Annotated in this window: 19 protein-coding genes; 6 read left to right on the top strand and 13 right to left on the bottom strand. The window is 66.7% G+C overall.

Going from position 1 to position 24,089, the window contains the following annotated elements; all coding sequences use genetic code 11:
- Nucleotides 1-7 precede the first annotated feature (7 nt).
- Nucleotides 8-205 carry a hypothetical protein gene (locus M5E06_RS28480; RefSeq protein WP_252141134.1) on the bottom strand — a complete coding sequence of 66 codons (198 nt, stop codon included), beginning with the start codon at nt 203-205 and terminating at the stop codon, nt 8-10.
- A gap of 481 nt (nt 206-686) precedes the next feature.
- Nucleotides 687-2,981, bottom strand: a complete 2,295-nt coding sequence (locus M5E06_RS28475; protein ID WP_252141133.1) for a carbohydrate-binding domain-containing protein — start codon at nt 2,979-2,981, stop codon at nt 687-689.
- A 407-nt stretch (nt 2,982-3,388) separates the two neighbouring features.
- Here M5E06_RS28475 and M5E06_RS28470 point away from each other — a divergent pair, with 407 nt between their 5' ends.
- Together M5E06_RS28470 and M5E06_RS28465 are read left to right on the top strand one after the other, a co-directional pair.
- Nucleotides 3,389-3,874 carry an acyl-CoA thioesterase gene (locus M5E06_RS28470; protein ID WP_247870848.1) on the top strand — a complete coding sequence of 162 codons (486 nt, stop codon included), beginning with the start codon at nt 3,389-3,391 and terminating at the stop codon, nt 3,872-3,874.
- A 30-nt stretch (nt 3,875-3,904) separates the two neighbouring features.
- The gene (locus M5E06_RS28465; RefSeq protein ID WP_353654374.1) at nt 3,905-4,363 is read left to right on the top strand and encodes an Lrp/AsnC family transcriptional regulator; all 459 of its coding nucleotides are present in this window, start codon (nt 3,905-3,907) and stop codon (nt 4,361-4,363) included.
- Between the two features lie 50 nt (nt 4,364-4,413).
- On the opposite strand, the gene pyk is transcribed toward M5E06_RS28465, so the two are convergent.
- Entirely contained in the window at nt 4,414-5,838 is a 1,425-nt protein-coding gene (gene pyk, locus M5E06_RS28460) for a pyruvate kinase (RefSeq protein WP_109153306.1), read from the bottom strand.
- Between the two features lie 894 nt (nt 5,839-6,732).
- On the opposite strand from pyk, the gene M5E06_RS28455 reads away from it, so the two are divergent.
- From M5E06_RS28455 to M5E06_RS28440, 4 genes are all read left to right on the top strand, one after another.
- On the top strand, nt 6,733-9,114 hold the full coding sequence (locus M5E06_RS28455) for a cellulase family glycosylhydrolase (RefSeq protein WP_252141132.1): 2,382 nt from the start codon (nt 6,733-6,735) through the stop codon (nt 9,112-9,114).
- Nucleotides 9,115-9,331: 217 nt separating this feature from the next.
- A complete protein-coding gene (locus M5E06_RS28450) occupies nt 9,332-10,279 on the top strand; it encodes a hypothetical protein (RefSeq protein WP_252141131.1) in 948 nt (315 codons plus the stop codon).
- Between the two features lie 10 nt (nt 10,280-10,289).
- Nucleotides 10,290-10,727 (top strand): hypothetical protein, encoded by a 438-nt coding sequence (locus tag M5E06_RS28445; protein ID WP_252141130.1) that lies wholly within the window; start codon nt 10,290-10,292, stop codon nt 10,725-10,727.
- 257 nt (nt 10,728-10,984) lie between these two features.
- The gene (locus M5E06_RS28440) at nt 10,985-11,188 is read left to right on the top strand and encodes a hypothetical protein (protein ID WP_252141129.1); all 204 of its coding nucleotides are present in this window, start codon (nt 10,985-10,987) and stop codon (nt 11,186-11,188) included.
- A 121-nt stretch (nt 11,189-11,309) separates the two neighbouring features.
- Here the strand turns inward: M5E06_RS28440 and M5E06_RS28435 are convergent, their stop codons facing one another.
- The 10 genes from M5E06_RS28435 to M5E06_RS28390 all read right to left on the bottom strand — a co-directional run bounded on the left by M5E06_RS28435 (nt 11,310) and on the right by M5E06_RS28390 (nt 23,972).
- Entirely contained in the window at nt 11,310-12,059 is a 750-nt protein-coding gene (locus M5E06_RS28435; RefSeq protein ID WP_252141128.1) for a polysaccharide deacetylase family protein, read from the bottom strand.
- Complete coding sequence (locus M5E06_RS28430) at nt 12,056-13,201, bottom strand: glycosyltransferase family protein (RefSeq protein ID WP_252141127.1); 1,146 nt, start codon at nt 13,199-13,201, stop codon at nt 12,056-12,058. Before M5E06_RS28430 ends, M5E06_RS28435 begins: the two co-directional genes overlap by 4 nt.
- On the bottom strand, nt 13,198-13,965 hold the full coding sequence (locus tag M5E06_RS28425; RefSeq protein WP_252141126.1) for a histidine phosphatase family protein: 768 nt from the start codon (nt 13,963-13,965) through the stop codon (nt 13,198-13,200). The genes M5E06_RS28430 and M5E06_RS28425 overlap by 4 nt, the downstream gene beginning before the upstream one ends.
- On the bottom strand, nt 13,962-15,056 hold the full coding sequence (locus M5E06_RS28420; protein WP_252141125.1) for a glycosyltransferase family 4 protein: 1,095 nt from the start codon (nt 15,054-15,056) through the stop codon (nt 13,962-13,964). The genes M5E06_RS28425 and M5E06_RS28420 overlap by 4 nt, the downstream gene beginning before the upstream one ends.
- Nucleotides 15,053-16,357 carry a glycosyltransferase family 4 protein gene (locus M5E06_RS28415; RefSeq protein WP_252141124.1) on the bottom strand — a complete coding sequence of 435 codons (1,305 nt, stop codon included), beginning with the start codon at nt 16,355-16,357 and terminating at the stop codon, nt 15,053-15,055. The genes M5E06_RS28420 and M5E06_RS28415 overlap by 4 nt, the downstream gene beginning before the upstream one ends.
- Complete coding sequence (locus M5E06_RS28410) at nt 16,354-17,667, bottom strand: glycosyltransferase family protein (RefSeq protein ID WP_252141123.1); 1,314 nt, start codon at nt 17,665-17,667, stop codon at nt 16,354-16,356. Before M5E06_RS28410 ends, M5E06_RS28415 begins: the two co-directional genes overlap by 4 nt.
- A gap of 268 nt (nt 17,668-17,935) precedes the next feature.
- Complete coding sequence (locus tag M5E06_RS28405; protein WP_252141122.1) at nt 17,936-19,108, bottom strand: ABC transporter permease; 1,173 nt, start codon at nt 19,106-19,108, stop codon at nt 17,936-17,938.
- Nucleotides 19,109-19,134: 26 nt separating this feature from the next.
- The gene (locus M5E06_RS28400; RefSeq protein WP_109153316.1) at nt 19,135-20,166 is read right to left on the bottom strand and encodes an ABC transporter permease; all 1,032 of its coding nucleotides are present in this window, start codon (nt 20,164-20,166) and stop codon (nt 19,135-19,137) included.
- 6 nt (nt 20,167-20,172) lie between these two features.
- Nucleotides 20,173-22,119 (bottom strand): ABC transporter substrate-binding protein, encoded by a 1,947-nt coding sequence (locus M5E06_RS28395; RefSeq protein ID WP_252141121.1) that lies wholly within the window; start codon nt 22,117-22,119, stop codon nt 20,173-20,175.
- 104 nt (nt 22,120-22,223) lie between these two features.
- Nucleotides 22,224-23,972: an ABC transporter ATP-binding protein gene (locus tag M5E06_RS28390; protein ID WP_252141120.1), complete on the bottom strand. Its 1,749-nt coding sequence runs from the start codon at nt 23,970-23,972 to the stop codon at nt 22,224-22,226.
- Nucleotides 23,973-24,089: the final 117 nt, after the last annotated feature.

The following is a 24,089-nucleotide window of genomic DNA, read 5'->3' as shown; positions in this document are numbered from 1 at the left end:
TATGGCGTCAGCGGCGGGCGGTGCTGCCCGAATGGGACTGGTGGGGACGGGAGGAGCGGCCGCGCGAGGCGATGGCGGCGCCTTGCAGGGTGCGCTGGCCGCGGCGCGCCTGCGCCTGCTCCACCTCGCGGCGGAAATTGGGGCCGAGAGCCTCGTAGGCGGCCTTCAGCTCCGGGTCCTTCATCCAGAATTCCTGGCGATCCATGGTTTCCTCTTATATTGGCTGGCCGCCGGCCGAATGCCGGGCAGACCTGCGGCATGCCGCCCCTGCAGAAGTTGCCTCGGACTCTGCGTCAGAAGCTGCTTCGCGGGCGGGTCATCCGATGTTTTTCTCGGGATGACGCCCACCTTCTTTTTTCGAAGGCGGGGTCGGCATGACGACTGACAGGTTGGGGTGACTGGTCTTCACTTCAAGATACGCCCGGTGTCGGATAGGGCGACTTTTCGAAAGCGATAACGTCCGGTTCACCCCAAGGTTCCAGCCAGGCCTCCCTCGGTCGCAGGTTCTAGGACCGGCGACCTCCCTCTCCCCCCCGGGGAGAGGGTCGGGGTGAGGGGGATGCATGGTGTGGATTTTATGGAGAATGGGGACTGCGCGGTTCTTGATGATCCTCGCCGCGCGACCCCCTCACCCTAACCCTCTCCCCGGGGGGGAGAGGGGATCGCTCGTCGTTGGTGAGTGTGGATCAGGCCAGCAGGCCGATGTCGCCGTAGGCGATGTGGTCGAAGCCATGGGCGTAGACCGGCGAGGTCGACGACAGGCTGAAGTCGTCCGCACCCGGATTGACGAAACCCGGGTTCAGCGTTACCGAGCCCTTGTCGTACCCGGCGGCCTGCCAGTTCGCCAGAGTGCCCCAGGCACCGCTCGACATCACCTGCGGCCAGGCGTCGAACTCCTTCTCGGCGGTGTTCAGGCTGCTGTAGAAGTTGTCGTGGAGGTTGCCGACATTGGCCGGGCCGTAGATATGGACGGCGGTGCCCTCGCGCACGTCGATGACGTTGCCGGAAATGTCGTTGCCGGTCATCGCGTGACCCTTCCAGCCGCTCCAGGCGACCGGCTGCTGCAGGCCGATCTGGGCGCCGCTGTTGCCGGCGATCACGTTCTCCGTGACCGTGTTGTTCCAGCCGCCATGCAGGAAGACGCCGCCGATGTTGTCGTGGACGACGTTGCCCTTCACCGTGGTGCCGCTGGTCCAGTCGTCCAGATAGATGCCCCAGCTCGCCACCTGCCCCGTCGGGTTGGTCGCGGTGGTGCCGGACACGTCGTTGTTGACGACGGTGTGATTGGCCAGATCCTGCTGGCGGTTGATCAGGTAGATGCCGCCGCCGTCGTTGGACTCGAGGTTGGCGTTGATCACCTTGTTGTAGGAGATGGTCACGCGATAGGCCGCGTCGCTGCCGTCGGTCTGGACCGAACCGACGGCGATGGCCTTCTCCGGCGAGTTTTCGATCTGGTTGTGGGTGACCTTGACGTCGGAGCTGCCGTTGATCCAGATGCCGGCGTCGCCGCGGTCGGCGGCGTTCGGGTGCCGGATCAGGTTGTCGGAGACCAGCGTGGCGTTGGAGCCGGCCTTGACGAAGATCGACTCGGCGCCGGTGTTGTCGAACTGGTTGCCGACGACCTTGCTGTTGGCGCTGTTCTGCACGGTGATGCCATAGCCGCCGCCCTTCACCACATTGTTGGCGAAGGTCAGGCCGGAGGCGTTGTCGGCGAAGACGTAATGGCCGGTGGTGACGCCGTCGGCGAAGCTCAGGCCCTCGATGGTGACGTTCTTGGCGCCGCCCAGGCCGAAGGACACGGAGGCGGTCGAACTGCCGTGGATCACCGCCTTCTCGTTGCCGTAGCCGGCGAAGGTAACGCCGGAATCCTGGCTGTTCAGCCACACCCCGTTCTGATGGTAGTCGCCGCCGCGGATATAGGTGGTGTCGATGTTCGGATCGGCGCGCATCGCCGCCTGCGCCTTGGCGAGGCTGGCGAAGGGACCGTCGGTGCCGGCGGCGTTGGGAGCGGCCAGCTTGCCCGACCAGCTGTCCTTGCCGTTGGTGGCGACGTAGAAGGCCGGGCCGGTGGGGGCCGGCGTGGTCGGGGTCGGGGCGGTGGGCGTGGTGGGGGTGGTCGGCGCCGGGGTTGTCGGGGTGGGGGCGGTGGTCGTGCTGCCGGCCGGGAAGTCGGAGGCCGGGGCGTTCAGCACCAGCGTGCCGTTCCACCACATCCCCTTCTGGCCGGCGATCACGTCCTTGCCGTCGAGCGCGCCCTTGTCATAGGTGACGGCGCTGCTGGTGGAGGCGTAGCTGTGGCCGTTGATGGAGATGCTGTTGACGGTCAGGCTGCGGTCCTGGCCGTTGACCATGGCATCGTTGTCGTACTGGACCTGCACCTTGTGCGCGACATGGTCGGCGGCATCGGTGGTGAAGGTGAAATTCTTGGCGGTGGTGCCGGCGGTGGCCTCGCCGATCTGCTTGCCGTCGACCAGCACCTTGAAGTGGGCGTTGACGCCGCCTGCCGCGGTGCCCGACGCGTTCACCACGATGGTGTCCTTGCCCGCCGTCGCGGCCGGCGCCGGCGCCGGGGTGGGGGTGGCGGCGGGGGCGGGGAAATAGCTCTTGTCGGCGTTCACCACCAGCGTGCCGTTCCACCACATGTTCGACTGGCCGGCGGCGACGTCACGGCCGTCGAGCGCGCCCTTGTCGTAGCTGACGATGCCGGCGGTCGGCGCGACCGTCTTGCCGCCGATGCTGATGCTGTTGACGGTCAGGCTGCGGTCCTGGCCGTTGATGACGGCATCGTTGTCGTACTGGATCTGCACCTTGTGCGCGGTGTCGGTGGTCAGTACGGGCGTGAAGACGAAATCCTTCGCCGTCGTGCCGGCGGTGCCCTCACCCACCTTCTGGCCATCGACCAGCAGGGTGAAATGGGCGTTCACGCCGGCGGCGGCCTTGCCCAGGGCGTTGACGACGATCTTGGTGGATGAGGTGGCCATCGGTTCGGTGTCCTCGCCTGATGTGCCCCGGGGTATTGATGTCCCCCTGGGGTCTGATGTCCGTTTTGGGCCTGAACCCGGATGCCGGCGGAGGATGGCGAGGACCGGCGGGATCTTTGTGTGATGTTTTCGCTTAAAAGCGCCGAATCTGCGACAAATTGTGGCTACTCCTGCCGTGGGCCGATTTGCACGATGGTCGTGATTGCAGTGCAGCATTTCCGCAACAGCGAGCCGTGCGAAAATTGCGGCTTTCCCGTATTCCTGCAGGAAGCCGTTGAACGAAAGGTGCTTTTCCCGGATTGTTTGGAATAGCCACAACTGTCTACCGCCGGCATGAGACGCGGTGACCGCGAGGCTCCGGACCCCCATATGTCCGGACGCCGAGCGGAACGAGGATTGACTGAGAGATGCACGAGTACAGCGAGCGGCCGCGCCGCGCCGACGATCACCCCAGCCACCGGCCGTTGCCGCCGGGCTGTTTCCGGGTGCAGCGGCCCATTCGCTTTTCCCACTGCGACCCGGCCGGCATCGTCTATTTCCCGGTCTATTTCGACATGTTCAACGGCGCGGTGGAGGACTGGTTCACCCAGGGGCTGGACATCGACTATGCGACGATGATCCTGCAGCGGCGGCTGGGCCTGCCGATCGTGCATGCCGAATGCGATTTCGTGATCCCCAGCCGCATGGGCGACACGCTGACGCTGGGCGTCCTGCTGGAACGGCTGGGCCGCAGCTCCCTCAAGCTGCGGATCAACGGCGAGCATGAGGGGCAGGTGCGGTTGTCGGGCAGCCTGACGGTGGTCACCACCTCGCTCGACGATTTCGCCGCAGTGCCGATCCCTGACGACATCCGCGCCGCCATGCAGCGCTATCAGGCGGGTTGCGACGCGTAAGGGGGGCGGCTATCACAGCGGGGACTTGGCTTGAACCGCCCTGCCCTGCTGCGACGGACCTCCATGGACGACATCGACCGCCGGCTGATCGATCTGTTGACGGTGAACGCCCGCACCAGCACGGCGGCGCTCGGCCGCGCGCTGGGGCTGTCGCGCTCGACCGTGCAGGATCGCATCGCCCGGCTGGAGCGGCAGGGGGTGATCGCCGGCTATACCGTGAAGCTGGGCGACCCCGCGCCGCGCCGTGGGGTGTCGGCGCTGGTGATGATCAGCGTGAACGCCCGGCTGGCCGACCGCGCCGTCCATGCCCTGCGCAAGATGCCGGAGGTGATCCGGCTGCACAGCATCAGCGGGCAGTATGATCTCTGCGCCACCGTCGGCACCGAGACGCATGACGCGATGGACGCCGCGCTGGACAGCATCGGCCGCCTGCCCGGTGTGGAGCGGACGATGTCGTCGATCGTGCTGTCGACGAAGATGGAACGGTAGGAGAGGCCCCCGTCCGGTAAGGAACGGGGGGCGGAGAGTCTCCTTGGTCCTTACGACTTCCCGTCCATCTGGATGACGCGCAGGTTGTTGGTGGTGCCGGCCTGGGCGAAGGGGATGCCGGCGACGACGACCATGGTGCCGATCCGGCCGGCGAACTCCTCCGCCCGCGCGGTGGAGATGGCGCGGTCGACCATTTCCTCGTAGGTGCGGATGTCGTCGGACAGCACGCTGTGGGCGCCCCACAGCAGGCAGAGCCGGCGCGACACCGCCTTGTCCGGGGTGATCGCCAGGATCGGCACCTCCGGCCGCTTGCGGGCGATGCGCGCCGCGGTGGTGCCGCTGGAGGTGAAGGCGACGATGGCCGAGGAATGCAGGCTGTTGGCCAGATCGGCGGCGGCGGCGGCCACTGCGTGGGGCGGGCTGTGCTCCTCCCCCGGATGGGTCGCCTGGATCAGCGAGTGATAGAGCTTGTGCTGCTCGGTGGAGCGGATGATGCGGTCCATCATGGTGACCGCTTCGACCGGATACTGGCCGGACGCCGATTCGGCCGACAGCATCACCGCGTCGGCGCCGTCATAGATGGCGGTCGCCACGTCCGACGCCTCGGCCCGTGTCGGGGTCGGGGCGGAGACCATCGAATCGAGCATCTGGGTGGCGACGATCACCGGCTTCACGGCGAGGCGGCAGGCGCGCACCAGCTCCTTCTGGCGGCCGGGCACGTCCTCGTGCGGGATTTCGACGCCGAGGTCGCCGCGCGCCACCATCACCGCGTCCGACAGGCGGATGATGTCGTCGATCCGCTCCAGCGCCTGCGGCTTCTCGATCTTCGCCATGATGCCGGCGCGGTCGCCGATCAGGCCGCGGCCCTCGATGATGTCGCCTGGCTTCTGCACGAAGGACATGGCGACCCAATCGACGCCCAGCTCCAGCCCAAAGGCGAGGTCGGCGCGGTCCTTGGAGGTCAGCGGCGACAGGTCGAGCACGGTGCCCGGCAGGTTGACGCCCTTGCGGTTGGAGATGGTGCCGCCGACGACGACGCGGGCCTCGATCCAGTCGTCGCCCAGCTCGGTCACCTCGACGCGGACGCGGCCGTCGTCGATCAGCAGATGGTGGCCGGGCATGATGGCGGCGAAGATTTCCGGGTGCGGCAGCGGGATGGAGCGCTTGTCGCCGTCGCTGCCCTGCAGGACGAAGCGGATCGATTCGCCGGTGGCGACGGCGATCTTGCCGTCGCGGATGGTGCCGACGCGGATCTTCGGGCCCTGGAGATCCTGAAGGATGCCGATGGGGCGGCCGACCTCCGCCTCCAGCTCGCGGATGGCGCGGTGGACCTTGGCGTGGTCGTCGTGGGTGCCGTGGCTGAAGTTCAGCCGGAAGGTGTCGACGCCGGCCAGGAACAGGGTTTTCAGCATCTCGGGCGAGTTGCTGGCCGGTCCGACGGTGGCGACGATCTTGGCGCGGCGATGACGGCGCATGTGGTTCCGGCCGCGGGGGCCGTCCTCTTTGGCTGGGCCGTCCGGTGTGCCGACGGGACGGCGGCCACCTTGGAGGGACGGCGGGGTGACTGGTCAGCAATGGAACGGCCGGAGCGGGCAACCGGTTGGGGGTGCCCGTCGACTGTTCGCGTGCCTGAACAAGGTGTCGCCATCGCCGTCGGAAAGCAAGGCGACTGGCGGAATTGGAATTCTTCCAACCGCCCGTGCGGGTCCTCAATGGCGCGGATGGGGGCGCGGATGCGGGCGCGGCGAGGCTGCGCGTCTCGCAGCGGAAGGTCAGCGGCGGCGGGATTGGGGATGGGCCGGTGGAGGGGGACGTGACCGTCGCCACTCGAACGATTTGGGTATAAAAGGAATATAATCTCTAACGCAATCCCTTAACGAAGCGGTCAAGCGACGTTGCGCGCTCACGGATGTTAACTTTTTTGCCGACGCGAAAGGCCGTTTTCGAATTGGAATTACCCCTGTCGCTGTAGCCCGGCGCGCCGGATGTCCGTCAATCCAGTGTCCGAATGGATAAATATAATCGGCAATCATCTGGTGCCGTTTCGGGCGTATTTTGGAAGAATGATGCGCAGAAGCGAGTTTGGTGGGGTTGGCGTTGGTCTATGTCTTTCGAGATCATCTTGAGAAAGTGAGTAGAAGCAAAGTGTATACTGATGTGATGAAAAGAAGACTGTGGGATGGATCGCAGAACCTGTGACCAAGATGGGATATAGTCTGCCGACCTGACTCCAGCCCCTTGAACGACCCTGTGATCGGCTGAGCCAAATTTGCCACAAGCTTCGAGAAAAGTTAACCGGACTTGGAAAGGTTTCGTTAACCATTCAAGCCCCAGCATGGCTTCAACACAACGGACATAGGATTGAAGTCATGAGCACGACCACCGCGCCGAGCAAGATCGTCGTCAACGCCTACGGCCAGTCCCAGGATGGCGTCGCGCCGCATTTCAAGCTGCTGGTGGATGGTCAGGAGGTCGGTTCGGCCAATGCGGCCGCCACCTCGTCGAAGGCATACAGCTTCACCGCCGACCTTGCGGCGAACACCGCGCATACGGTCCAGGTCGTCTACGACAACGACACCGTGAACGCCGCCAATCGCGACCTCTATGTTCAGTCGATCGAGGTGAACGGCCACACGCTGAAGCCGACCGACGCCATCTATGAGCGCCATGACGATGCCGCCCCGGCGCCGACCCAGGCCGGCCAGGAAGCCATGTGGTGGGACGGCGCGCTGACCTTCAAGACCCCCGCCGCCCCGGTGGCTGCCGTTCCGGCCGCCCCCACCACGGCTCCGGCCGCAGGATCCGCGCAGAACGTCATCACCGTGAACGCCGCCGGCGATGCGGCGGGCGGCGAAGGCGCGCACTTCACCGTGCTGGTCGACGGCAAGGCGATCGGCGAGGGCACGGCCAGCAGCCCGGACGCCAAGGACTACACGTTCACCGCCGATCTGGCGCAGGGCACCGCCCATGCGGTCGAGGTGAAGTACGACAACGACGCCGTCATCGGCGGCAGCGACCGCAACCTGTATGTCCACAGCGTCGGCGTCGACGGCAAGACCGTGGCGGCCACCGATGCCGCCATGTCGGTCCACCGCACGGCGGACGGCGCCGAACTGGGCGCCACCAGCGACCTCTATTGGGACGCCACCTTGACCGCCAAGCTGGACGCCAGCCATTTCGCGGCCACCGGCAGCAGCACGGGCGGCTCGACCGGCGGCTCCGCCGATGCGGGCAAGGGCGGCAGCACGGGTGGCTCCACGGGTGGGTCCACTGGCGGCTCGACCGGCTCCACGGGCGGTTCGACGGGCGACGCCTCGCTGTCGCTGAAGGTCGGCAACGTCACGACGTCCGATCCGGGCATGGTGCAGAGCAGCGGCTCGATCAACGGCTTCCTGCACACCAACGGCAACCAGATCGTCGATGAAAGCGGCAACAACGTCCGCCTGACCGGCGTGAACTGGTTCGGCGGCGAGGGCTACAACTATGTGCCCGCCGGCCTGTGGGCCGACAGCTACCAGGGCCACATCGACAGCATGAAGGGCCTGGGCTTCAACGTCATCCGCCTGACCTGGGCCGACGACATGTTCGACAGCGAGGCCGTCACCAACGGCATCGATTACTCGAAGAACCCGGACCTGAAGGGTCTGACCCGCCTGCAGGTCTATGACAAGGTCATCGATTACGCCGGCAAGGTCGGCATGAAGGTGATCCTTGACCACCACCGCAACGACGGCGGCGCCGGCACCAACGAGCACGGGCTGTGGTACACCGCCAACAACCCGGAATCGAAGGTGATCGCCGACTGGAAGATGCTGGCCCAGCATTATGCCGGCAACGACGCGGTGATCGGCGCCGACCTGCACAACGAGCCGAGCGTGACCGCCACCTGGGGTGACGGCAACCAGGCCACCGACTGGGCCGCGGCGGCCGAGCGCATCGGCAACTCCATCCAGACCGTCAACAAGGATTGGCTGCTGCTGGTCGAAGGCACGGAGTGGAGCAGCACGCTGGCCGGCGTGAAGAACCATCCCATCGAGTTCGACGTGCCGAACAAGCTGGTCTATTCGCCGCACGCCTATGGCCAGAGCGTCGGCAACTTCAGCTGGCTGACCGACAGCAACTTCCCCAACAACCTGCCGGCCCAGTATGACGGCATGTGGGGCTTCATCTATAAGAACAACATCGCCCCGGTCCTGATCGGCGAGTTCGGCGGCCAGATGAACAGCGCGGCCGAGCAGACCTGGGCCAACGCCTTCGTCAAGTACATGAACGGCGACTGGAACCTGGACGGCAAGAGCGACCTGCCGGCCGGCCAGCAGGGCATGAACTGGACCTATTGGGCCTGGACCCCGGAATCGGGCGACGTCGGCGGCCTGCTGGAGAAGGACTACAAGACCATCGATCCGACCAAGATGAACATCATCAAGGCGGGTCTGGCGTCCAGCTCCGGCCACTCCGGTTCGGTGCCGGGCAGCGACGAGGCGGTCTTCACCGTTCAGCTGGCCAAGGCGGTCACCACCGCCACCACCATTGACTACTCGACCGAGGACGGCACCGCCAAGGCCGGCAGCGACTACACCGCCGCCCACGGCAGCCTGACCTTCCAGCCGGGTGAAACCAGCAAGACGGTCTCCGTCCACATCAACGGCGACAACGTCACCGAGGGCACGGAGAACTTCCTGCTGCACCTGACCCACGGCACCGCCAACCTCGGCACCGCCACGGGCTACATCACCGACCACGCGGCGTAAAGCCGGGCGGTTGACGCTGAAAAAAGGCCGGTCCGCGTCGAAAGGCGCGGGCCGTCTTTTTTGCGTTTTTTGGGAGGATGCACCAAGAAATTTTTGTGAATTTAAACCGCTCGTTGGAATCTCATGGCATTAGCGCGCCACAGTTGGCTATGCGCGAGGCATATGCGCTCGTTAAATAACTTCAAGGCACCAGATATACAGGTTAGGATGGATCTTATTGCGCTATGTTCCCCATTATTGTATAGAAGAGTCCGATTGGCTTGGCATTTGGGAGCTTACAAAATTGGACAATCGTCATTGGCGTAAATTTCTCTCTGAAGTAGGAGGAAAGGAATTCTTTGTAGTGCATGATCCAGATCATCCATTTGTTTTTAGAGGACCAAACACTCTCCTCAGTATGCCTGATAATCTTTGCGCAATCTTTGTTCCGAGCTCCTCTGAGCGCGACAATCCTATTCATTTGGCTGCGCGATTGATTGCAACCCGTTTGGCTTACCCGTCGAACACGCGCTGCATTCTCTTAACGAAGCCTAACGATGAGCGAGATTGGTCGAGCTTTTATTATGACTTCAGTGGATTTTTCGATGTTGGTGAGCGAAAACTCCGAGATTTCATCCATGAAAAAGGAGAAATGGGCCGTTCGCAGAAAGTTCCTGAAAATATTCATTTTGAAGCGGTAAAAAAATTTGACGATGCAATAAGAATAACGCGCTTAGCTCGCAAACTATCACGGATAGAAAAGATGGATAGTAGAGTTGATTCAAAAGTTATTCCGTATGGTTCTGAATTAATTTATTTAAAAGGCATGAAGTACTACGCAAGGAACAGAATGAGCTGGAACGGGTCTTCAATTTCTATAAGCAACGCCCGGAAAAATAACTTAAAGAAGAGCTTCTCTCATTTTGGAGAGCTTCATCTAATTAGTAGCTACAATCTTGACAGAGGAGTTCCGTATCCAAAGGGGGAGAGCGATGTTGGATTTATTGTGCCAACAAAAGCAGATATACATGATATCGACAATGAAAAGCTCGTTCATGCGACAGCTTTTTGTGGGCTTGCAATAATAGAAAGCAATGACGCGGAAAAATTCGATATGATAATTGAAAAATCGAAAAGTATTTCTGCCAGGTATAAATCAGCTATTAGTAAAAATTTATTATCCTAGGGTGTTAATCATGAGCAAAAACGCAAACAAAAGAGCAAATACATTGCTCGCAATTGTCAGAAATTCTCAAAAACTAGGAGGGAAAAAAACAGTTATTGAAGATGAATTCAATGAGTTCTTGAGGTGTTCTTCTATTTCACCCTTGAGACGTCGTCGTCTTCTGAAGATGCTTCATGCATTCCGCGGAATGGAAACAGCCGTTTCGGAGGTCGTCAATTTTCATAATGTCCAACTGCCTCCTGGTCGCCCCCCTGGTCTTGGAACATATCTCGTGAGCTTAGCTCATCATAACTATCTGCCGAATCAAATACAGTCATCATGTCAAAAAAATGTTGTATCACTCAGAAATAAAATCGCTCATGGCGCTGGGCATTATCCGCAAAATGACGCTCACCTTGATACCTCACTAAGACATGTCGAGATGTGTTTAGCATTTCTCTTGAAATAAGGAGTGTGATCAAGAGTTTTTTGCTAAAGCGCCGAAATGTAATAACAAATCCGTAGAGCCGGCCTGAATTCAGGCCGGCTCTGATCTAATCTTTATTTGAAACGCACAGAAAATTAGGTACCGGAAAACAGAAATTTAAAAGAAAAAATGAATCCTAGAAAATAACTCCGGCCGGACGCTAGGAGCAGAGACGGTACCGGAGCGCACGAGTGTTAGTTTAGGGCGTGCGGAGGGAAATGCAAGGGGAGGCGGGGAAAGTGAATTCCTATGAGGAGTTGGACAAGGCTCTCTCCCTGGAGCGGTTTGCCTGTTATCTCGATATGGCCGACGGTGACCGCGAACGGGTGATCGAGCTTTACAGCCTCAACACCGCTTTGTCGGAAGCTCTCTGGGACCTGAGGAAACGGTACGTCAACGTTCTGAAACTGACTGGTTGGTTGTCGTTGGCTGCCCTTGCATAGTGCCAAGCGCACAGTCGCTTCGAAAAGGTCCATCCGATCGAGCCGATTGTCCTGGAAGCAGGGATTGATGCAAAGGCAAAATGACGCTTTGTCTTTAACGCCATTGCCTGCCGCCTTGCCGTCACCCCAGGCTCCAGACAGTCGGCCACTCCACCGCCGGATGCCCTGCCAGCCGGTCGAGCAGGCGGTCCAGCAGGTCCCAGATCGCGGCGTCGTGGGCGAGGTGGTGGGTCAGCAGACCGATGGGCTCGGTGGGATCACGCCGGCCCTCGCGGCGGTCGCGCAGTTCGCGGCAGAGGAGGTCCAGCAACCCATCGAGCGGGACGGCGGAGCGGGTGCCGTGCCAGTCGATCAGGTCGAGGTGGGTGTTGACCCAGGTAATGCCGTCCCGGCTGGCGGGCGCCGGGCCGAAGGCGGAGACGGCGCGGTAGCCGGCGGCGGACAGGCGGGACGGCATGTCGGCGGCCATGCGGTTCCAGGGCGGGACGAACAGCGGTAGCAGGCGGTCGCCGAACAGGGCGCGCAAGACCGACAGGCCGCGTTCGGCCTCGGCTTGGCGGATTTCGGCGGGGCGCTCCGGGCCGAACTCGCACTTCTTGGCGCCGGGGGTGGCGTGGTCGGTGTGGGACCAGCCATGGACCAGCGGGGTCGCGTGGGGCTGGCCGGCGAGCGTTTCGGCGAGCGAGGGTTCGGCGTCGGCGGGGATGACGGCGAGGCCGAGCGGGATGCCGGCCTGGGCGCAGCGATGCAGCAGCCGGTCGAGTTGCGGGCTGGCGGCGATTGCGTCGTCGTCGCGCAGCCAGAGGGAACAGCGGTGGCCGAGATCGGTCCAGCGCGCCAGTTCGTCTTCCACCGCGGTCCAGTTGGTCATGACGTCTTCTCCGCCAGCAGGGTTTCGACGATCTCCACGCTACGCGCCGCACCGGCCAGCGAGGCGGGGCTGAGCGGTGGGATGCGGGCGCCCAGCACGGAGGTCAACGCGCGGGCGAGGCTGTCGGGCGTGAGGTCGGCCTCGCGCAGGGTGGCAATGCCGGGCTGGCGGGCCAGGATGGCGGCGCGGATGGTCTGTTCGACCTCCTTGCCGTCCTCGAAGGGGCAGAAGACGCTGGGGACGCCGGCGGTCAGGCAATCCAGCGCGGTGTTGTAGCCGCAGCGGCCGACGGTGGCGGATGCCCGGCCCAGCAGGGCGCGGAAGTCGGGGCGCACCGGCTCCACCAGCAGGCGGTCGGCCGGGGCCATGGCGCGCAAACGGTCGGCCAGCGCCGCGTCGCCCTTCGCCACCAGCAGGCGCCAGCGCTGCGGCAGAGCGCCGGAGGCGGCGCAAAGGGCGGCGGCCTCGAAGACCGGGCGGCCGACCGGGCCGCCGCCGGCGGTGACCAGGATCTCAGCATTGCCGTCGGTGCCGTCGTCGGGGACGGGCGGCGGCGGGACGACGAAGCCGGTGTAGCGCAGCAGCGGACGCATCGCCGGGGTCAGCGGCCAGCTGTCCTCCAGCGGGATCAGGGCGGGGTCGGAATGGACCAGAACGCCGTCGTAGAAGCGCAGCAGGCGGTCTTCGGTCTCGGCGACGCGCTTCGGTTTGGAGGGCGGGGCCAGGATGTCGCGAACCGACGCCAGGGTCAGCGGTGGGCGCGGCAGGGCGCGGGCACGCTCCAGCAGGGCGTCGAACTCGGCGGCCAGCGCGCGGCGGCCGAAGGGGAAGAGTTCGGTGATGAGGACGTCGGGGCGGAGGCTGTCGAGCAGACCGGTCAGCATCGTCTGCCGCGAGGCGAACAGGGCGGCATCGGCAGGGCGGCCTTCGGCGGCCAGCAGGGTGGCGAAGTCGGCGCCGTCGCTCGCCAGCGGCGGCAGCTGGTGCAGGGTGGCGCCGCTGCTGCCGAGATGGGGGGCGGGACGGCCGCCGCTGGCCACGTCGACGCTCCAGCCACGGGCGGCGAAGGCCTCGGCCAGGGCGAGGGCGCGGCTGAGATGGCCGGTGCCGAGCAGATGGGTGACGGCGATCAGGAGCTTCATGACAGGCGTTGCCCCTCCCGTGGGCCGGCGGGATGGAGCGTGCCGTCGGCGGCGAGCGTCATGGCGTAGAGGCGGTCGCGCTTGACCGGAACCGGCAGCGGGCCGCGGAAGTCCCAGCCCAAGGCGAGCGCCAGGGCGACGCGGATGACGCCGATGTGGGTGACGACGAGGTGACTCTCCTTCTCCCCCCCAACACAAGCTTTGCTTGTGTTGCCGACAGGCGAAGCGAAGCTTTGCCGAAAGGCGGGGAGAAGGTTGGGATGAGGGGGTTCGGCGCAGCCGAAGAGATCCTCGCCGTGCGTCCCCCTCACCCTAACCCTCTCCCCGGGGGGGAGAGGGGATTGGTCCTGGGTTGGGAGAGGGAGCAACTCCTTCAGCCAAGCCGTCAACCGCTCGCGGACGTCGGCGGGGCTTTCGCCGCCCGGGGGGCGGAAATCCCAGCCCCACTGCTCCAGGTCGCGGTAGCCGCTGGCGGGGTCGGCGCGGAGGTCGTGGCCGCGCCGGCCCTCCCAGGCGCCCCAGTCCATCTCGATCAGGCGGCGGTCGGTGTGGACGGTGCGGTCGTTGCCGAGGAGGCGGGCCGTCTCGACGGCGCGCGACAGCGGGCTGGCGTGCAGGGTGGCGTCGCGCCAGTCCGTGGGCAGGGTCAGGCGGGCGAGGCGGTCGCGGCCCTCCGGGTCGAGGGGGATGTCGGTGCGGCCCTGGATGCGGCCCTCGCGGTTCCAGGCGGTGATGCCGTGGCGCAGGAATGCGAGGCGGATCATGACATCAGTCCGGTCAGCAGGCCGCGCAGACGCTCCGCCGCCGCCGGCAGGGCGTGGTGGGCCTCGACATGAGCGCGGGCGCGCTGGCCGAGTGTGCGCAGGGCCGGCGGATTGGCCAGCAGGGCGGACAGGGCGGCGGCATAGTCCTGCGCGGTCGGGCCGGTCAGGCGACCGCCGATGCCGTCGCGGATAACGGTTCCGGTGCCGGCATTGTCGACGGCGAGCACAGGGATGCCGTGGGCCTGGGCCTCCAGATAGACCATGCCGAAGGCCTCGTTCAGGCCGGGCCAGACCAGCAGGTCGGCGGCGCGGTAATGGGCGGCGAGATCGGCGGGCGGGCGGGCGCCGAGGAGACGCACGCGCTGGCCGAAGGGGGCGAACAGGGCCGAGACCTCCACCGCCGCCGAGCCGTCGCCGACGATGTCGAGCGTCCAGGGCGGGGCGGTGAGACGGGACAGGGAGTCGGCGAGCAGACGGTAGGAGGCCAGCTTGTCGCCCGGCCGCATCATGGCGACGGTCAAAAGGCGGGGCGGAAAGGCGAGTTCGGCGCGCTCGACGGCGGTGGGGAGGTCGAGGAAGGGGGGCAGCATCGCCACCTGCTGGCTGGGCGGGCCATAGGCCTCCACCGCGTGACGGTCGCGGGCGCTGACGCAGAGGACGAGGGCGGCCTGCTCGATGGCGGACTCGGCGGCAGCGGCAAAGGCGGACCAGGGGCCGGTCAGGCGCTTGCGGGCGCGGGTCGCCTCCACCACGACATAGGGAATGCCGAGGGCGCGGGCGACGGCCGGGCCGATCAGGTCGGGCGCCTTGTAATAGACATGGTAGCTGAGCCACAGCGCCGGGCGCCGGGCCGGTTCGGCGGCGTAGAGCGACAGCAGGCGGTCGCACTCGGCGGCGGCGGCGGCGGACAGGCGGGCTTGCGCGGCGGGGTCGCCGGTGCCGTCATAGACGCGCAGGCCGCTCGCCACCTCCACCGGGCCGGTCGCCTCCAGAGCGCGCAGGATCAGCCGCGCCATTTGGCGGTCGCCGGAGGGGATCGGGTGGTCGACCGGTTTCAGCGGAGCGTAAAAGGCGATCCGGCGAGGGGTCACGCCGCGGCCTCCTCCAGGCGGCGGACGAGGCGGTCGATGCCGGCGGTCATGCCGAATTCGGCGCGCAGGCGGTCATGCGCGGCCCAGCCCAGCCGCAGGCGGAGCGCCGGGTCGGTGGCGAGCCGTTCCAGCGCGGAGGCGATGGCGGGCGGGGTGCCGTCGGTCAGCAGGCCGTGGGTGCCGTCGGTGATGAATTCGGGGATGGCGGAAACGGCGGTGGAGAGGATGGCGAGGCGCTGGCTCGCCGCCTCCATCAGCACGTTGGGCAGGCCGTCGCGGTCGCCGTCGCCGGCCACGACGCTGGTCAGAACGAACAGGTCGGCCTGGCGCAGCGCCTGGATCACCGTCGCCTGATCCTGGGCGCCGCGCCAGTCGATGCGGTCGGACAGGCCGAGCCGCTCGGCCTGGGCGCGCAGGGACTGTTTCAGGTCGCCGGAGCCGATATGGACCAGCCGCCAGTGCAGCCCGTCCGGCAGCGTCGCCAGCGCGTCGAGCAGCCGGTCATAGCCCTTCTTCTCCACCAGCCGGCCGACCGACAGGATCTCCACCGCAAGGGTAGGGGTGGAGCCGTCGCGGGCCGGGGCGTCCGTGCGGTCCGGTGGGGCGGGGAAGCGGGAGAGGTCGAGACCGTGATAGACGAGGTCGATGCGGTTGGGGTCGGCGGCAAGGCCGCGCAGATGGGCGGCGCCGACGGCGGTGCAGGTGGCGCCGAAGCGGGCGTCTGCCAGCTTCTCGCGCTTCTCCCACTCCGGCGTGGTCCAGATGTCCTTGGCATGGGCGGAAAAGCCCCAGCCGATGCCACGGATCGAGGCGGCATAACGCCCGACTGAGGCCGGGGTGTGCAGGAAATGGGTGTAGAGGAAGGGCACGTCGGCCGGCAGCTCCGCCGCGAGAACGAGGGCTTGTCCGAAGCGGCGGCCCCGGTTGGCGGTGCGGTCGCGGTTGAGGTCGCGCAGCCAACCCGCCGCCGTGCGGAGCAGCCCGGCCGGGTGGCGGAGGATCAGGTGGCCGAGAGCACGCAGGACGCGGCCCGGCTCGTCGCGCAGATATTCCGGCAGGTAATGGACGGGTGCGGTGATGCGGTCGTGCAGGGCGTGGCGGCGGCTGTCGGTCGGGTGGCGCAGCGACCAGATCGCCAGTTCGATGCCGCGCTGCTGCAGGGCCAGAAGCTCCTGCGCGATGAAGGTCTCCGACAGGCGGGGGTAGCCCTTGACCACCACGGCAATTTTTAACGGCGAAAACGGCGAACGGGTCGGCACGCCGGACGGCGGGTGGCCGTCCTTCCCCAATCTGGAATTCATGCGCGCTTGCCCGCCATCGCGCGGGACATCCGTTCCGCCGCCCGGCGGATCGGGGTGACGGGGGTGGCGCGGGCGATCACCGAGTCCGCTTCCAGCACCTCGCGGGTCAGCCCGACGATGCGGTCCAGCCCGCCGAGCAGGCCGGGCAGCGGGCTGGCCGAGGGCGGCGGCTGGCTCGACAGGGCGCGGATGGCGGCGGCCATCGCCAGCGGGTCGGTGCCGTCGCGGTCGCTGTCCAGCGTGCGCAGCAGGCCCAGCGCCTCCGCCGCTTCGGCACGGATGCGCTGTTCCAGCCGGGGGCGGGTGCGCGGGGCCAGGACCGACGGCTTGTCGAAGGACAGGATCTCGCAGAAGGTGTTGTAGCCGCCCATCGCCACCACGCCGATGGCCCCGGCATAGAGATCCTCCATGCGCGAATGGAAGTTGATCGTCTCCACCCTGCCCTTCAGCCGGCGGATGCGGGTGGCGAACTCCTGGCGGCGGGCGTCCTCCAGGAAGGGGCCGTAGACGATCAGGGCGCGGGGGCTGAGATCCGGATCGGCCTCGTAGGCGGCGATGGTCCAGTCGACCAGGGCCGCGCCGTCGCCGCCGCCGCCGGGCGTCACCAGCACATAAGGCGCCGCCATGGGCAAGTCCGCGGCCTGGACGGCACCGCCGCCCTCGGTCGGCTCGCGCTTCAGATAGCCGGTATAGCGCACCCGCGCGGCGATTTCCGCCGGCAGGTCGAGACCGTCGAGCGGGCGGTAGACCTCCGGCAGGCCGTAAATCCAGAGCTGGTCGTAATAGCGTTCGATGGCGGCGACCGCCTCCTTGCGCTCCCATTCCGGCTGCAGGGCTTCCGGCGCGTCCAGCACGTCGCGCAGGCCCAGCACCACGCGGGTGTTGCCGGTCGCCCGCATCTCCTCCAGCGCCGGCAGGAATTCGCCGTGCAGGCCGGTCGGCTCCTTGTCGACGATGGCCAGCGTCGGGCGGAAGGCGCGGGCGGTGGCGCGGATGATCTCCGCCCGGATGGCGGCGGTCTCCTCGATCGGCAGGCCGAGGTTTCGGGCGGTGTAGCCGCCGTCCGGCAGCTTCACCACGCCGGGCAGGCGCACATGGTCGACCCGCTCCGGAAAATCGAAGCGGCCGGCGACCGGCGAGCCGGTGAGGATCAGCGCCGAGGCATCGGGAAAGGCCGACACGAGGGCTTGGGCAATCGTCCGCGACCGCCGCAAATGGCCCAGCCCGAAGGTGTCGTGGCTGTAGAGCAGGATGCGCGGCGGGGTGCGGTCGGGATGGATGGAGCGAAGGGGGACCAGGGGCTGGTGCATGCTCGGACACTCCGCTTCAGCACTGCGTCGGAACCGAAAAGCCGTTGCAGAACAATTCACTGTGCTCGTCTGAGGACCGGCTCGGTCCCGGTGGTTGCGCGACTGGTCCAGGGACCGGCAGCAGCGCTCCAGCCTGGATAGAACCCCTCACATGGATCGCGCCGCGCATCAACCCGCCTTCCGGCCAGGAGGCGGCAACCCAGCTATGCGCTGTGATATATGAGTTATGGCCAAGCTCACGCTTCGTGATGCCCGCCGATTTGAGAGGTCAGTCGCCATGATAGGGATCCAGGGCGTCGCGCAGGCCGTCGCCGAAGAAGTTGAAGGACAAGACTACCAGGATCACCGGCAGCATCGGCAATGACACCCAAGGATAGGTTTCCACCGCCATAAGATTCTGGGCGTCGTTCAGCATCACCCCCCAACTGGTCGCCGGTGGGCGCAGGCCGAGCCCCAGGAAGGAGAGCGCCGTTTCGCCCAGGATCATCGCCGGGATCGACAGGGTGGCGCTGGCCAGCAGGTGGCTGGCGAAGTTGGGCAGCAGGTGGCGGCGGATGATGCGGGCCGGGCTGGCGCCCATCAGCTCCGCCGCCATGACGAAATCCTCCTCGCGCAAGGCCAGGAAGCGGGAGCGCACGGCGCGGGCCAGCGACGGCCAGTCGAGCAGGCCGAGGATGACGGAGATGCAGAGGAACACCGTCACCGGGCTCCATTGCGCCGGCACCGCGGCGGACAACGCCAGCCACAGCGGCAGCTCCGGCAGGGATTTCAGGATCTCCGACAGGCGCTGCACCCCGGCGTCGATCCAGCCGCCGAAATAGCCGGCCATGCCGCCCAGCGTGATGCCGATGGCGAAGGACACGGCGATGCCGAGCAGCCCGACGGTCAGCGACAACTGCGCCCCGATGGCCAGCCGCGACAGCATGTCGCGACCCAGCCGGTCGGTGCCGAGCAGATGCAGCGAGGCGTCCGGCGGCGGGCAGACCAGCCGTGTCCGCAGTTCCACCAGCCCGAGGAAGCGGTAGGGCACGCCGGAGCAGAAGAACTGGAGCGGCATCGGCCGGCTGGTGTCGGTCTCGTAGCGCCAGCGATAGTCCTTCAGGTCGGGATGGCCGACGGTCGGGTAGACGAAGGGGCCAATGAAGCTGCCCTCGTGGAACAGGTGGATGCCCTGCGGCGGGGCGTAGAGATGTTCCACGTCGCGCTCGTTGGCGCCGTAGGGCACCAGGAAATCGACGAAAGGCAGGCTGAGATAGGACAGGCCCAGGAACAGCGCTCCCAGCACCGCCAGCCGGTGGCGCAGGAAGCGGCGCAGCATCAGCCGCCCGGTGGAGGCACCCGGATCGAAACGGGTGGTCGGGGCGTCCGGCGACTCCGGATCGGGATAGGGCCGGCTGTCGACGTAATGCTCCCAGCCGCCTTTCGTGGCCCCGTCCTTCATGGTCCCATCTTTCATGGCCCCGCCTTTCACGATTGCGCCTTCCTCGCCTTGCCCAGGCGGATGCGGGGATCGAGCAGGGCGAGCGCAATGTCGGAGACCAGCATGCCGACCAGCACCAGCAGCGAGATGAACATCAGGATGAAGCCGGACAGGAAGATGTCCTGCGCCCGCAGCGCCTCCAGCAGGGCCGGGCCGATGGTCGGCAGGCTGAGCACGACGGAGATCAGCACCGATCCCGACACCAGCGACGGCAGCAGCGAGCCGATGTCGGAGACGAAGGGATTCAGCGCCATGCGCAGCGGATAGCGGGTCAGCCGGCGCAGCGGCGGCACGCCCTTGGCCTTGGCGGTGACGACATAGGGTTTGCCCAGCTCGTCCAGCAAATTGGCGCGCAGGCGCCGCACCATGGCGGCGGTGCCGGACAGGCCGATGACGATGGTCGGCACGATCAGGTGTTCCAGCACCGAACCGATCTTGGCCCAGCTGAGCGCCTGATCCTCATAGCGGGCGTCGACCAGCCCGCCGATGGGAAGCCCCAGCCATTTCTGGCCGTAATAGAGCAGGATCAGCGCCAGCAGGAAGTTGGGCGTCGCCAGCCCGATATAGCCGACGGCGGCAGCGAGGTAATCGACCCAGCTGTTGGCGCGGATCGCCGCCAGCGCCCCCAGCGGGAAGGACACCAGATAGACGAACAGCACGGCGGCGAGGTTGAGGATGACGGTGAACCACAGCGTCTCCCCCACCACCTCGACGACCGGCTTGTTGAACTCGAAGGACCAGCCGAGATCGCCCTGCAGCAGGCCGTGGAAGCCGTTCGGCCCCGGCCAGACGCCGATCCAGACCAGATACTGCTCCGCCAGCGGGCGGTCGAGGGCGTATTCGTGGCGCAGGAACTCCGCCTTCGCCAGACCGGCCTCCTGGCCGGTGGCGCGCAGCTCGGCGATCTGGTTGGACAGATAGTCGCCGGGGGGGAGGTTGATGACGATGAAGATCAGCATCGACACCACGAGCAGCGTCGGCACCATCACCAGAAGCCGATGCAGGATGAAGCGCAGCATGGGCGGTCACTCCCCCCCGCGGTGGCTGCCGGCCGGCTCCGGATCGGCCGGGCGGGCGTCGGCGAAATAGAACTCGTCGGGGCGGTAGACGCCAAGATAGGCGCCGGGATCCCACAGCCACAGCCCCTTGTCCGGGACGTTGCGCAGGCGGTTGCTGACCGCGATGGGCTGCGGCGTCTTCGACACCACGCCGATGGCGTAGAGCTGGTCGGCATGGATGTCGAGCAGCGCCGACCACAGGGCGCGCCGTTCGGTCTCGTCGGTGGTGTGGCGCCAGCGCCGGGCGAGTTCCATCAGCTCCTGCGGGATCGGCATGTCGATGGGTTCGCCGGCGCTGCCGGAGGTCTGGTAATACTGCCCCCATTTCGGCCAGCTGAAATTCTCCTGGGTCATCGGCGCCAGCTCCTCCGGACTGCTGTCGGGGTCGGGGATGCCGTTGTCCCAGCCGCCCCACACCGCCATCATCGTCTGGCCGGCATAGACCCGGTTGCGCAGAACGTCGCGGTCCACCGTGCGCACCAGCAGCCGGACGCCGATGTCGCGCCAGGTCTCGGCGATGATCTGCAGCGCGTCGGCCACCTCCGGCTTCTCGCCGGCGGTCTCGACGATCACCTCCAGCGGCCGGCCATCGGGAAGCTGGCGGTAGGCGGCGCCGCGCGGGCGCTTCAGCCCCATCTCGTCCAGCAGGGCCGCTGCCTGCTTGGGGTCGTAGCCGGTCCACAGCCCGTTGCGCTCCGGCTTGTAGAGCGGGCTGCGCGGCAGCACGTCGACGCCGCTTTCCTCCGCCAGCCCGAAGAAGAGCGAGCGGTTGATGATGCGGCGGTCGATGCCCATCGACAGGGCGCGGCGGAAACGGACGTCGCGCAGCACGGCGCGCCAGACCGGATCGTTGTAGTTCAGGTTGGGATAGAGCGCGATCTCCGCCGCCTTGCCTTCCGGCCACAGCAGGGTGCGGTAGTCGCCGGCCTGCTCCCCCGCCACCAGGACCGGGACCTGGGAGAAGGTCAGCCCTTCGGCCTGGAGGTCGGCCTTGCCGGTGGCGACCTGGGCGGGGATCAAGCCGCCGGCCATCACCGTCACGTCCAGCCCGTCGGTGTAGGGCAGCTGCATGCCGCGCGCGTCGAAGCGGTGGTAATAGGGGTTGCGCTGGAACAGCAGATGGGTGCCGGTGCCCTTCGAGATCGCCATCCAGGGCTGCAGCGTCGGCTCGTCCGGGTTCTCCATCCGGAACATGTCGTCGCGGGCGTTGTGCAGGGCCGCCCAGTTGCGGACCTTGTATTTGGCGATCAGCGGGGCGAGGTCGGCATCGCTGGTATAGCGGGCGTGGAAGCGCTTCAGGTAATGGGCCGGGCGGTAGATGAAGGGCGGCCGGGCGGCGGCCAGCGCCGGAAGGAAATAGGGGTTCGGCTCCTCCCAGCGGAAGCGGGCGGTGACCGCGTCGGGGAAGCTGACCTCCGGCGGCTTGCCGTCCACCAGCATGAAGCGCGGCGGGCCGGAGGGCGACAGCATCGGGTTGTTGGCGATGTCCTCCCACCAATAGCGGATGTCGTCGCTGGTGAAGGGGGCGCCGTCGGACCAGCGGTGGCCGGCCCGCAGGGTCAGGGTGAAGTCGCGACCGTCATGGACCGTCACGTCCTTCAGGATGTCGGGCACGATCTCCCGCTTGGCGGTGTAGCCGACCAGCCGGGCATATCCGTAGAGCACGGCGATGCGGCTGTTGCGCCGCTGGGTGATGAAGGTGCGGATCCAGCCGCCGGAGCGGCCGAGGTCGCGGCCCTTCGCCTCCAGATCGACGATCAGCGGCTCCTCCGGCATGCGCTGGCGCACGGGGGGGATCAGGCCGTAGACGACCTCGTCGCGGAGAAGGGCCGGCTCCTGCGGGGTGAAGGCGGCGGCGGGGGTGGCGAGGAGGAGGGTGAGGAGGGGGATGCGTTGCAGGATTTTCGCAAGCATTCCGCCGCGCGTCCCCCTCACCCACCCCGCCGCTTTGCGGCGGGGCCCCTCCCTCTCCCCGGGGGGGAGAGGATGAGAGTCTCCAGCGTTGGGAAAGTGCTTGCTCATGCCGCCCGCCTCACGAAATGCCCCGGCGCCGCTTCCACCAGGGGAGGTGGCGCGCCGTCGGGGGTGGGGCGGAAGGGTTCGGGCCACAGGTCGGGGCGGCCGGCGCCCAAGGCCACGGTGGCGATGTCGATCGGACGGTCGACGTCCGGTTCCGGCGAGGCGGCGATCAGCGCGCGGGTGTAGGGGTGCAGCGGGGCGGAGAACAGCAGGGCCGGCGGCGCCTCCTCCATCACCCGGCCGGCGCGCATCACCGCGACACGGTCGGCCAGCCGCGCCACCACCGCCAGATCGTGCGAGATGAACATCAGGCTGAGGCCCAACCGCTGCTTGATCGATTCCAACAGGTCGAGCACCTGCGCCTGCACCGACACGTCGAGCGCCGAGGTCGGCTCGTCGCAGATCAGCAATTGGGGGTCGAGGGCGAGCGCGCGGGCGATGCCGATGCGCTGGCGCTGGCCGCCGGAGAAGGCGTGGGGGTAACGGTTGGCCCAGGCGGGGTCGAGGCCGACCTGCGCCATCAGCGCCCGCACCCGCTCGCGCCCCTCGCCGCGGCCGCAGACGCCGTGGATGGCCAGCGGCTCCGCGATGATCTCGCCGACGCTCATGCGGGGACTGAGGGAGGCATAGGGATCCTGGAAAACCATCTGGGCACGGCGGCGGTAGGCGGTCAGCTCCGCCCCGGTGGCGGAAAGGAGGTCGAGCGGCGGCTGCCCGGCGGCGGCGCGGAACAGCAGGCGGCCACCCGGATCCGGCCGCTCCGCCAGCATGGCCAGCCGCGCCAGCGTCGTCTTGCCTGATCCTGACTCGCCGACGATGGCCAGCGTCTCGCCGCGGCCGACCGACAGGTCGACGCCGTCGAGCGCGCGGATGCGGATGTTGCCGCGCTCGTAGGTCTTGGCGACGCCGTGGAATTCCAGGATGGCGTCGCGCACGTCCTCGCCCGGCGGCGCGCAGGTCATCGCGGGGATGCAGGGGGCGGCGGCCATCAGCTTGCGGGTGTAGCCGTGCAGCGGCCGGCCGAGAACGTCGGCGCAAGCCCCCGATTCCATCACCCGGCCGGCGCGCATCACCACCACGGCGTCGGCCATGTTGGCGACCACCCCCAGATCGTGGGTGACCAGCAGAACCGCCATGCCGGTCTCGCCCTGCAGCTCCTTGATGAGGGCCAGCACCTGGGCCTGCAGGGTGACGTCGAGCGCGGTGGTCGGCTCGTCGGCGATCAGCAGTTGCGGGCGGGCGACCATCGCCATGGCGATCATCGCGCGCTGGCGCAGGCCCCCCGACAGCTGGAACGGATAGGAGCGGAAGGCGCGGACCGGATCGGGGAAGCCCACCCGCTCGAACATGGCGAGGCAGCGCTCGCGCGCGCCGGTCCGGTTGCAGTTGCCGTGCAGCCGAAGCACCTCGATCGTCTGGTCGCCGATGGTGTGGAGCGGCGACAGCGCGCTCATCGGTTCCTGGAAGATCATCGAGATGCGGCTGCCGCGGATGTCGCGCAGGCGGGACGCCGGCAGGCGCAGCAGATCGACCGCCTCGGCACCCTGGCCGAACAGGATCGAGCCGCCGGTGACCGTTGCCCCGCGCGGCAGGATGCCGAGGATGCTGCGGCAGGTCAGCGTCTTGCCCGATCCGGACTCGCCGACCAGCGCGACGCTCTGGCCGGCGCCGATGGAGAAGCCGACGCCGTCGACCACCGGACGGGGGGCGTTGCGGAAGCGGATCGTCAGGCCCTCGACAGTCAGCATCGTGCCGTTCTCCTGCCTATTTTCCGAGGCCAGTCGTAATTCGCCGTTATCCCCCTCTCCCCCCCGGGGAGAGGGTCGGGGTGAGGGGGGCGCACAGCGAGGATTCTCGGGATGGCC

This window comes from Azospirillum sp. A1-3 (assembly GCF_023806445.1).
GTDB lineage: Bacteria > Pseudomonadota > Alphaproteobacteria > Azospirillales > Azospirillaceae > Azospirillum.
Note: the sequence above shows the minus strand (reverse complement) of the source record. Positions and strands in the feature narration are given on the sequence as shown.

Bases quoted from the DNA above. Each gene is read 5' to 3' on its own strand.
- M5E06_RS28480 (WP_252141134.1), bottom strand. From the start codon at position 205: ATGGATCGCCAGGAATTCTGGATGAAGGACCCGGAGCTGAAGGCCGCC.
- M5E06_RS28475 (WP_252141133.1), bottom strand. From the start codon at position 2,981: ATGGCCACCTCATCCACCAAGATCGTCGTCAACGCCCTGGGCAAGGCC.
- M5E06_RS28470 (WP_247870848.1), top strand. From the start codon at position 3,389: ATGCACGAGTACAGCGAGCGGCCGCGCCGCGCCGACGATCACCCCAGC.
- pyk (WP_109153306.1), bottom strand. From the start codon at position 5,838: ATGCGCCGTCATCGCCGCGCCAAGATCGTCGCCACCGTCGGACCGGCC.
- M5E06_RS28455 (WP_252141132.1), top strand. From the start codon at position 6,733: ATGAGCACGACCACCGCGCCGAGCAAGATCGTCGTCAACGCCTACGGC.
- M5E06_RS28445 (WP_252141130.1), top strand. From the start codon at position 10,290: ATGAGCAAAAACGCAAACAAAAGAGCAAATACATTGCTCGCAATTGTC.
- M5E06_RS28435 (WP_252141128.1), bottom strand. From the start codon at position 12,059: ATGACCAACTGGACCGCGGTGGAAGACGAACTGGCGCGCTGGACCGAT.
- M5E06_RS28430 (WP_252141127.1), bottom strand. From the start codon at position 13,201: ATGAAGCTCCTGATCGCCGTCACCCATCTGCTCGGCACCGGCCATCTC.
- M5E06_RS28425 (WP_252141126.1), bottom strand. From the start codon at position 13,965: ATGATCCGCCTCGCATTCCTGCGCCACGGCATCACCGCCTGGAACCGC.
- M5E06_RS28415 (WP_252141124.1), bottom strand. From the start codon at position 16,357: ATGAATTCCAGATTGGGGAAGGACGGCCACCCGCCGTCCGGCGTGCCG.
- M5E06_RS28410 (WP_252141123.1), bottom strand. From the start codon at position 17,667: ATGCACCAGCCCCTGGTCCCCCTTCGCTCCATCCATCCCGACCGCACC.
- M5E06_RS28405 (WP_252141122.1), bottom strand. From the start codon at position 19,108: ATGAAGGACGGGGCCACGAAAGGCGGCTGGGAGCATTACGTCGACAGC.
- M5E06_RS28400 (WP_109153316.1), bottom strand. From the start codon at position 20,166: ATGCTGCGCTTCATCCTGCATCGGCTTCTGGTGATGGTGCCGACGCTG.
- M5E06_RS28395 (WP_252141121.1), bottom strand. From the start codon at position 22,119: ATGCTTGCGAAAATCCTGCAACGCATCCCCCTCCTCACCCTCCTCCTC.
- M5E06_RS28390 (WP_252141120.1), bottom strand. From the start codon at position 23,972: ATGCTGACTGTCGAGGGCCTGACGATCCGCTTCCGCAACGCCCCCCGT.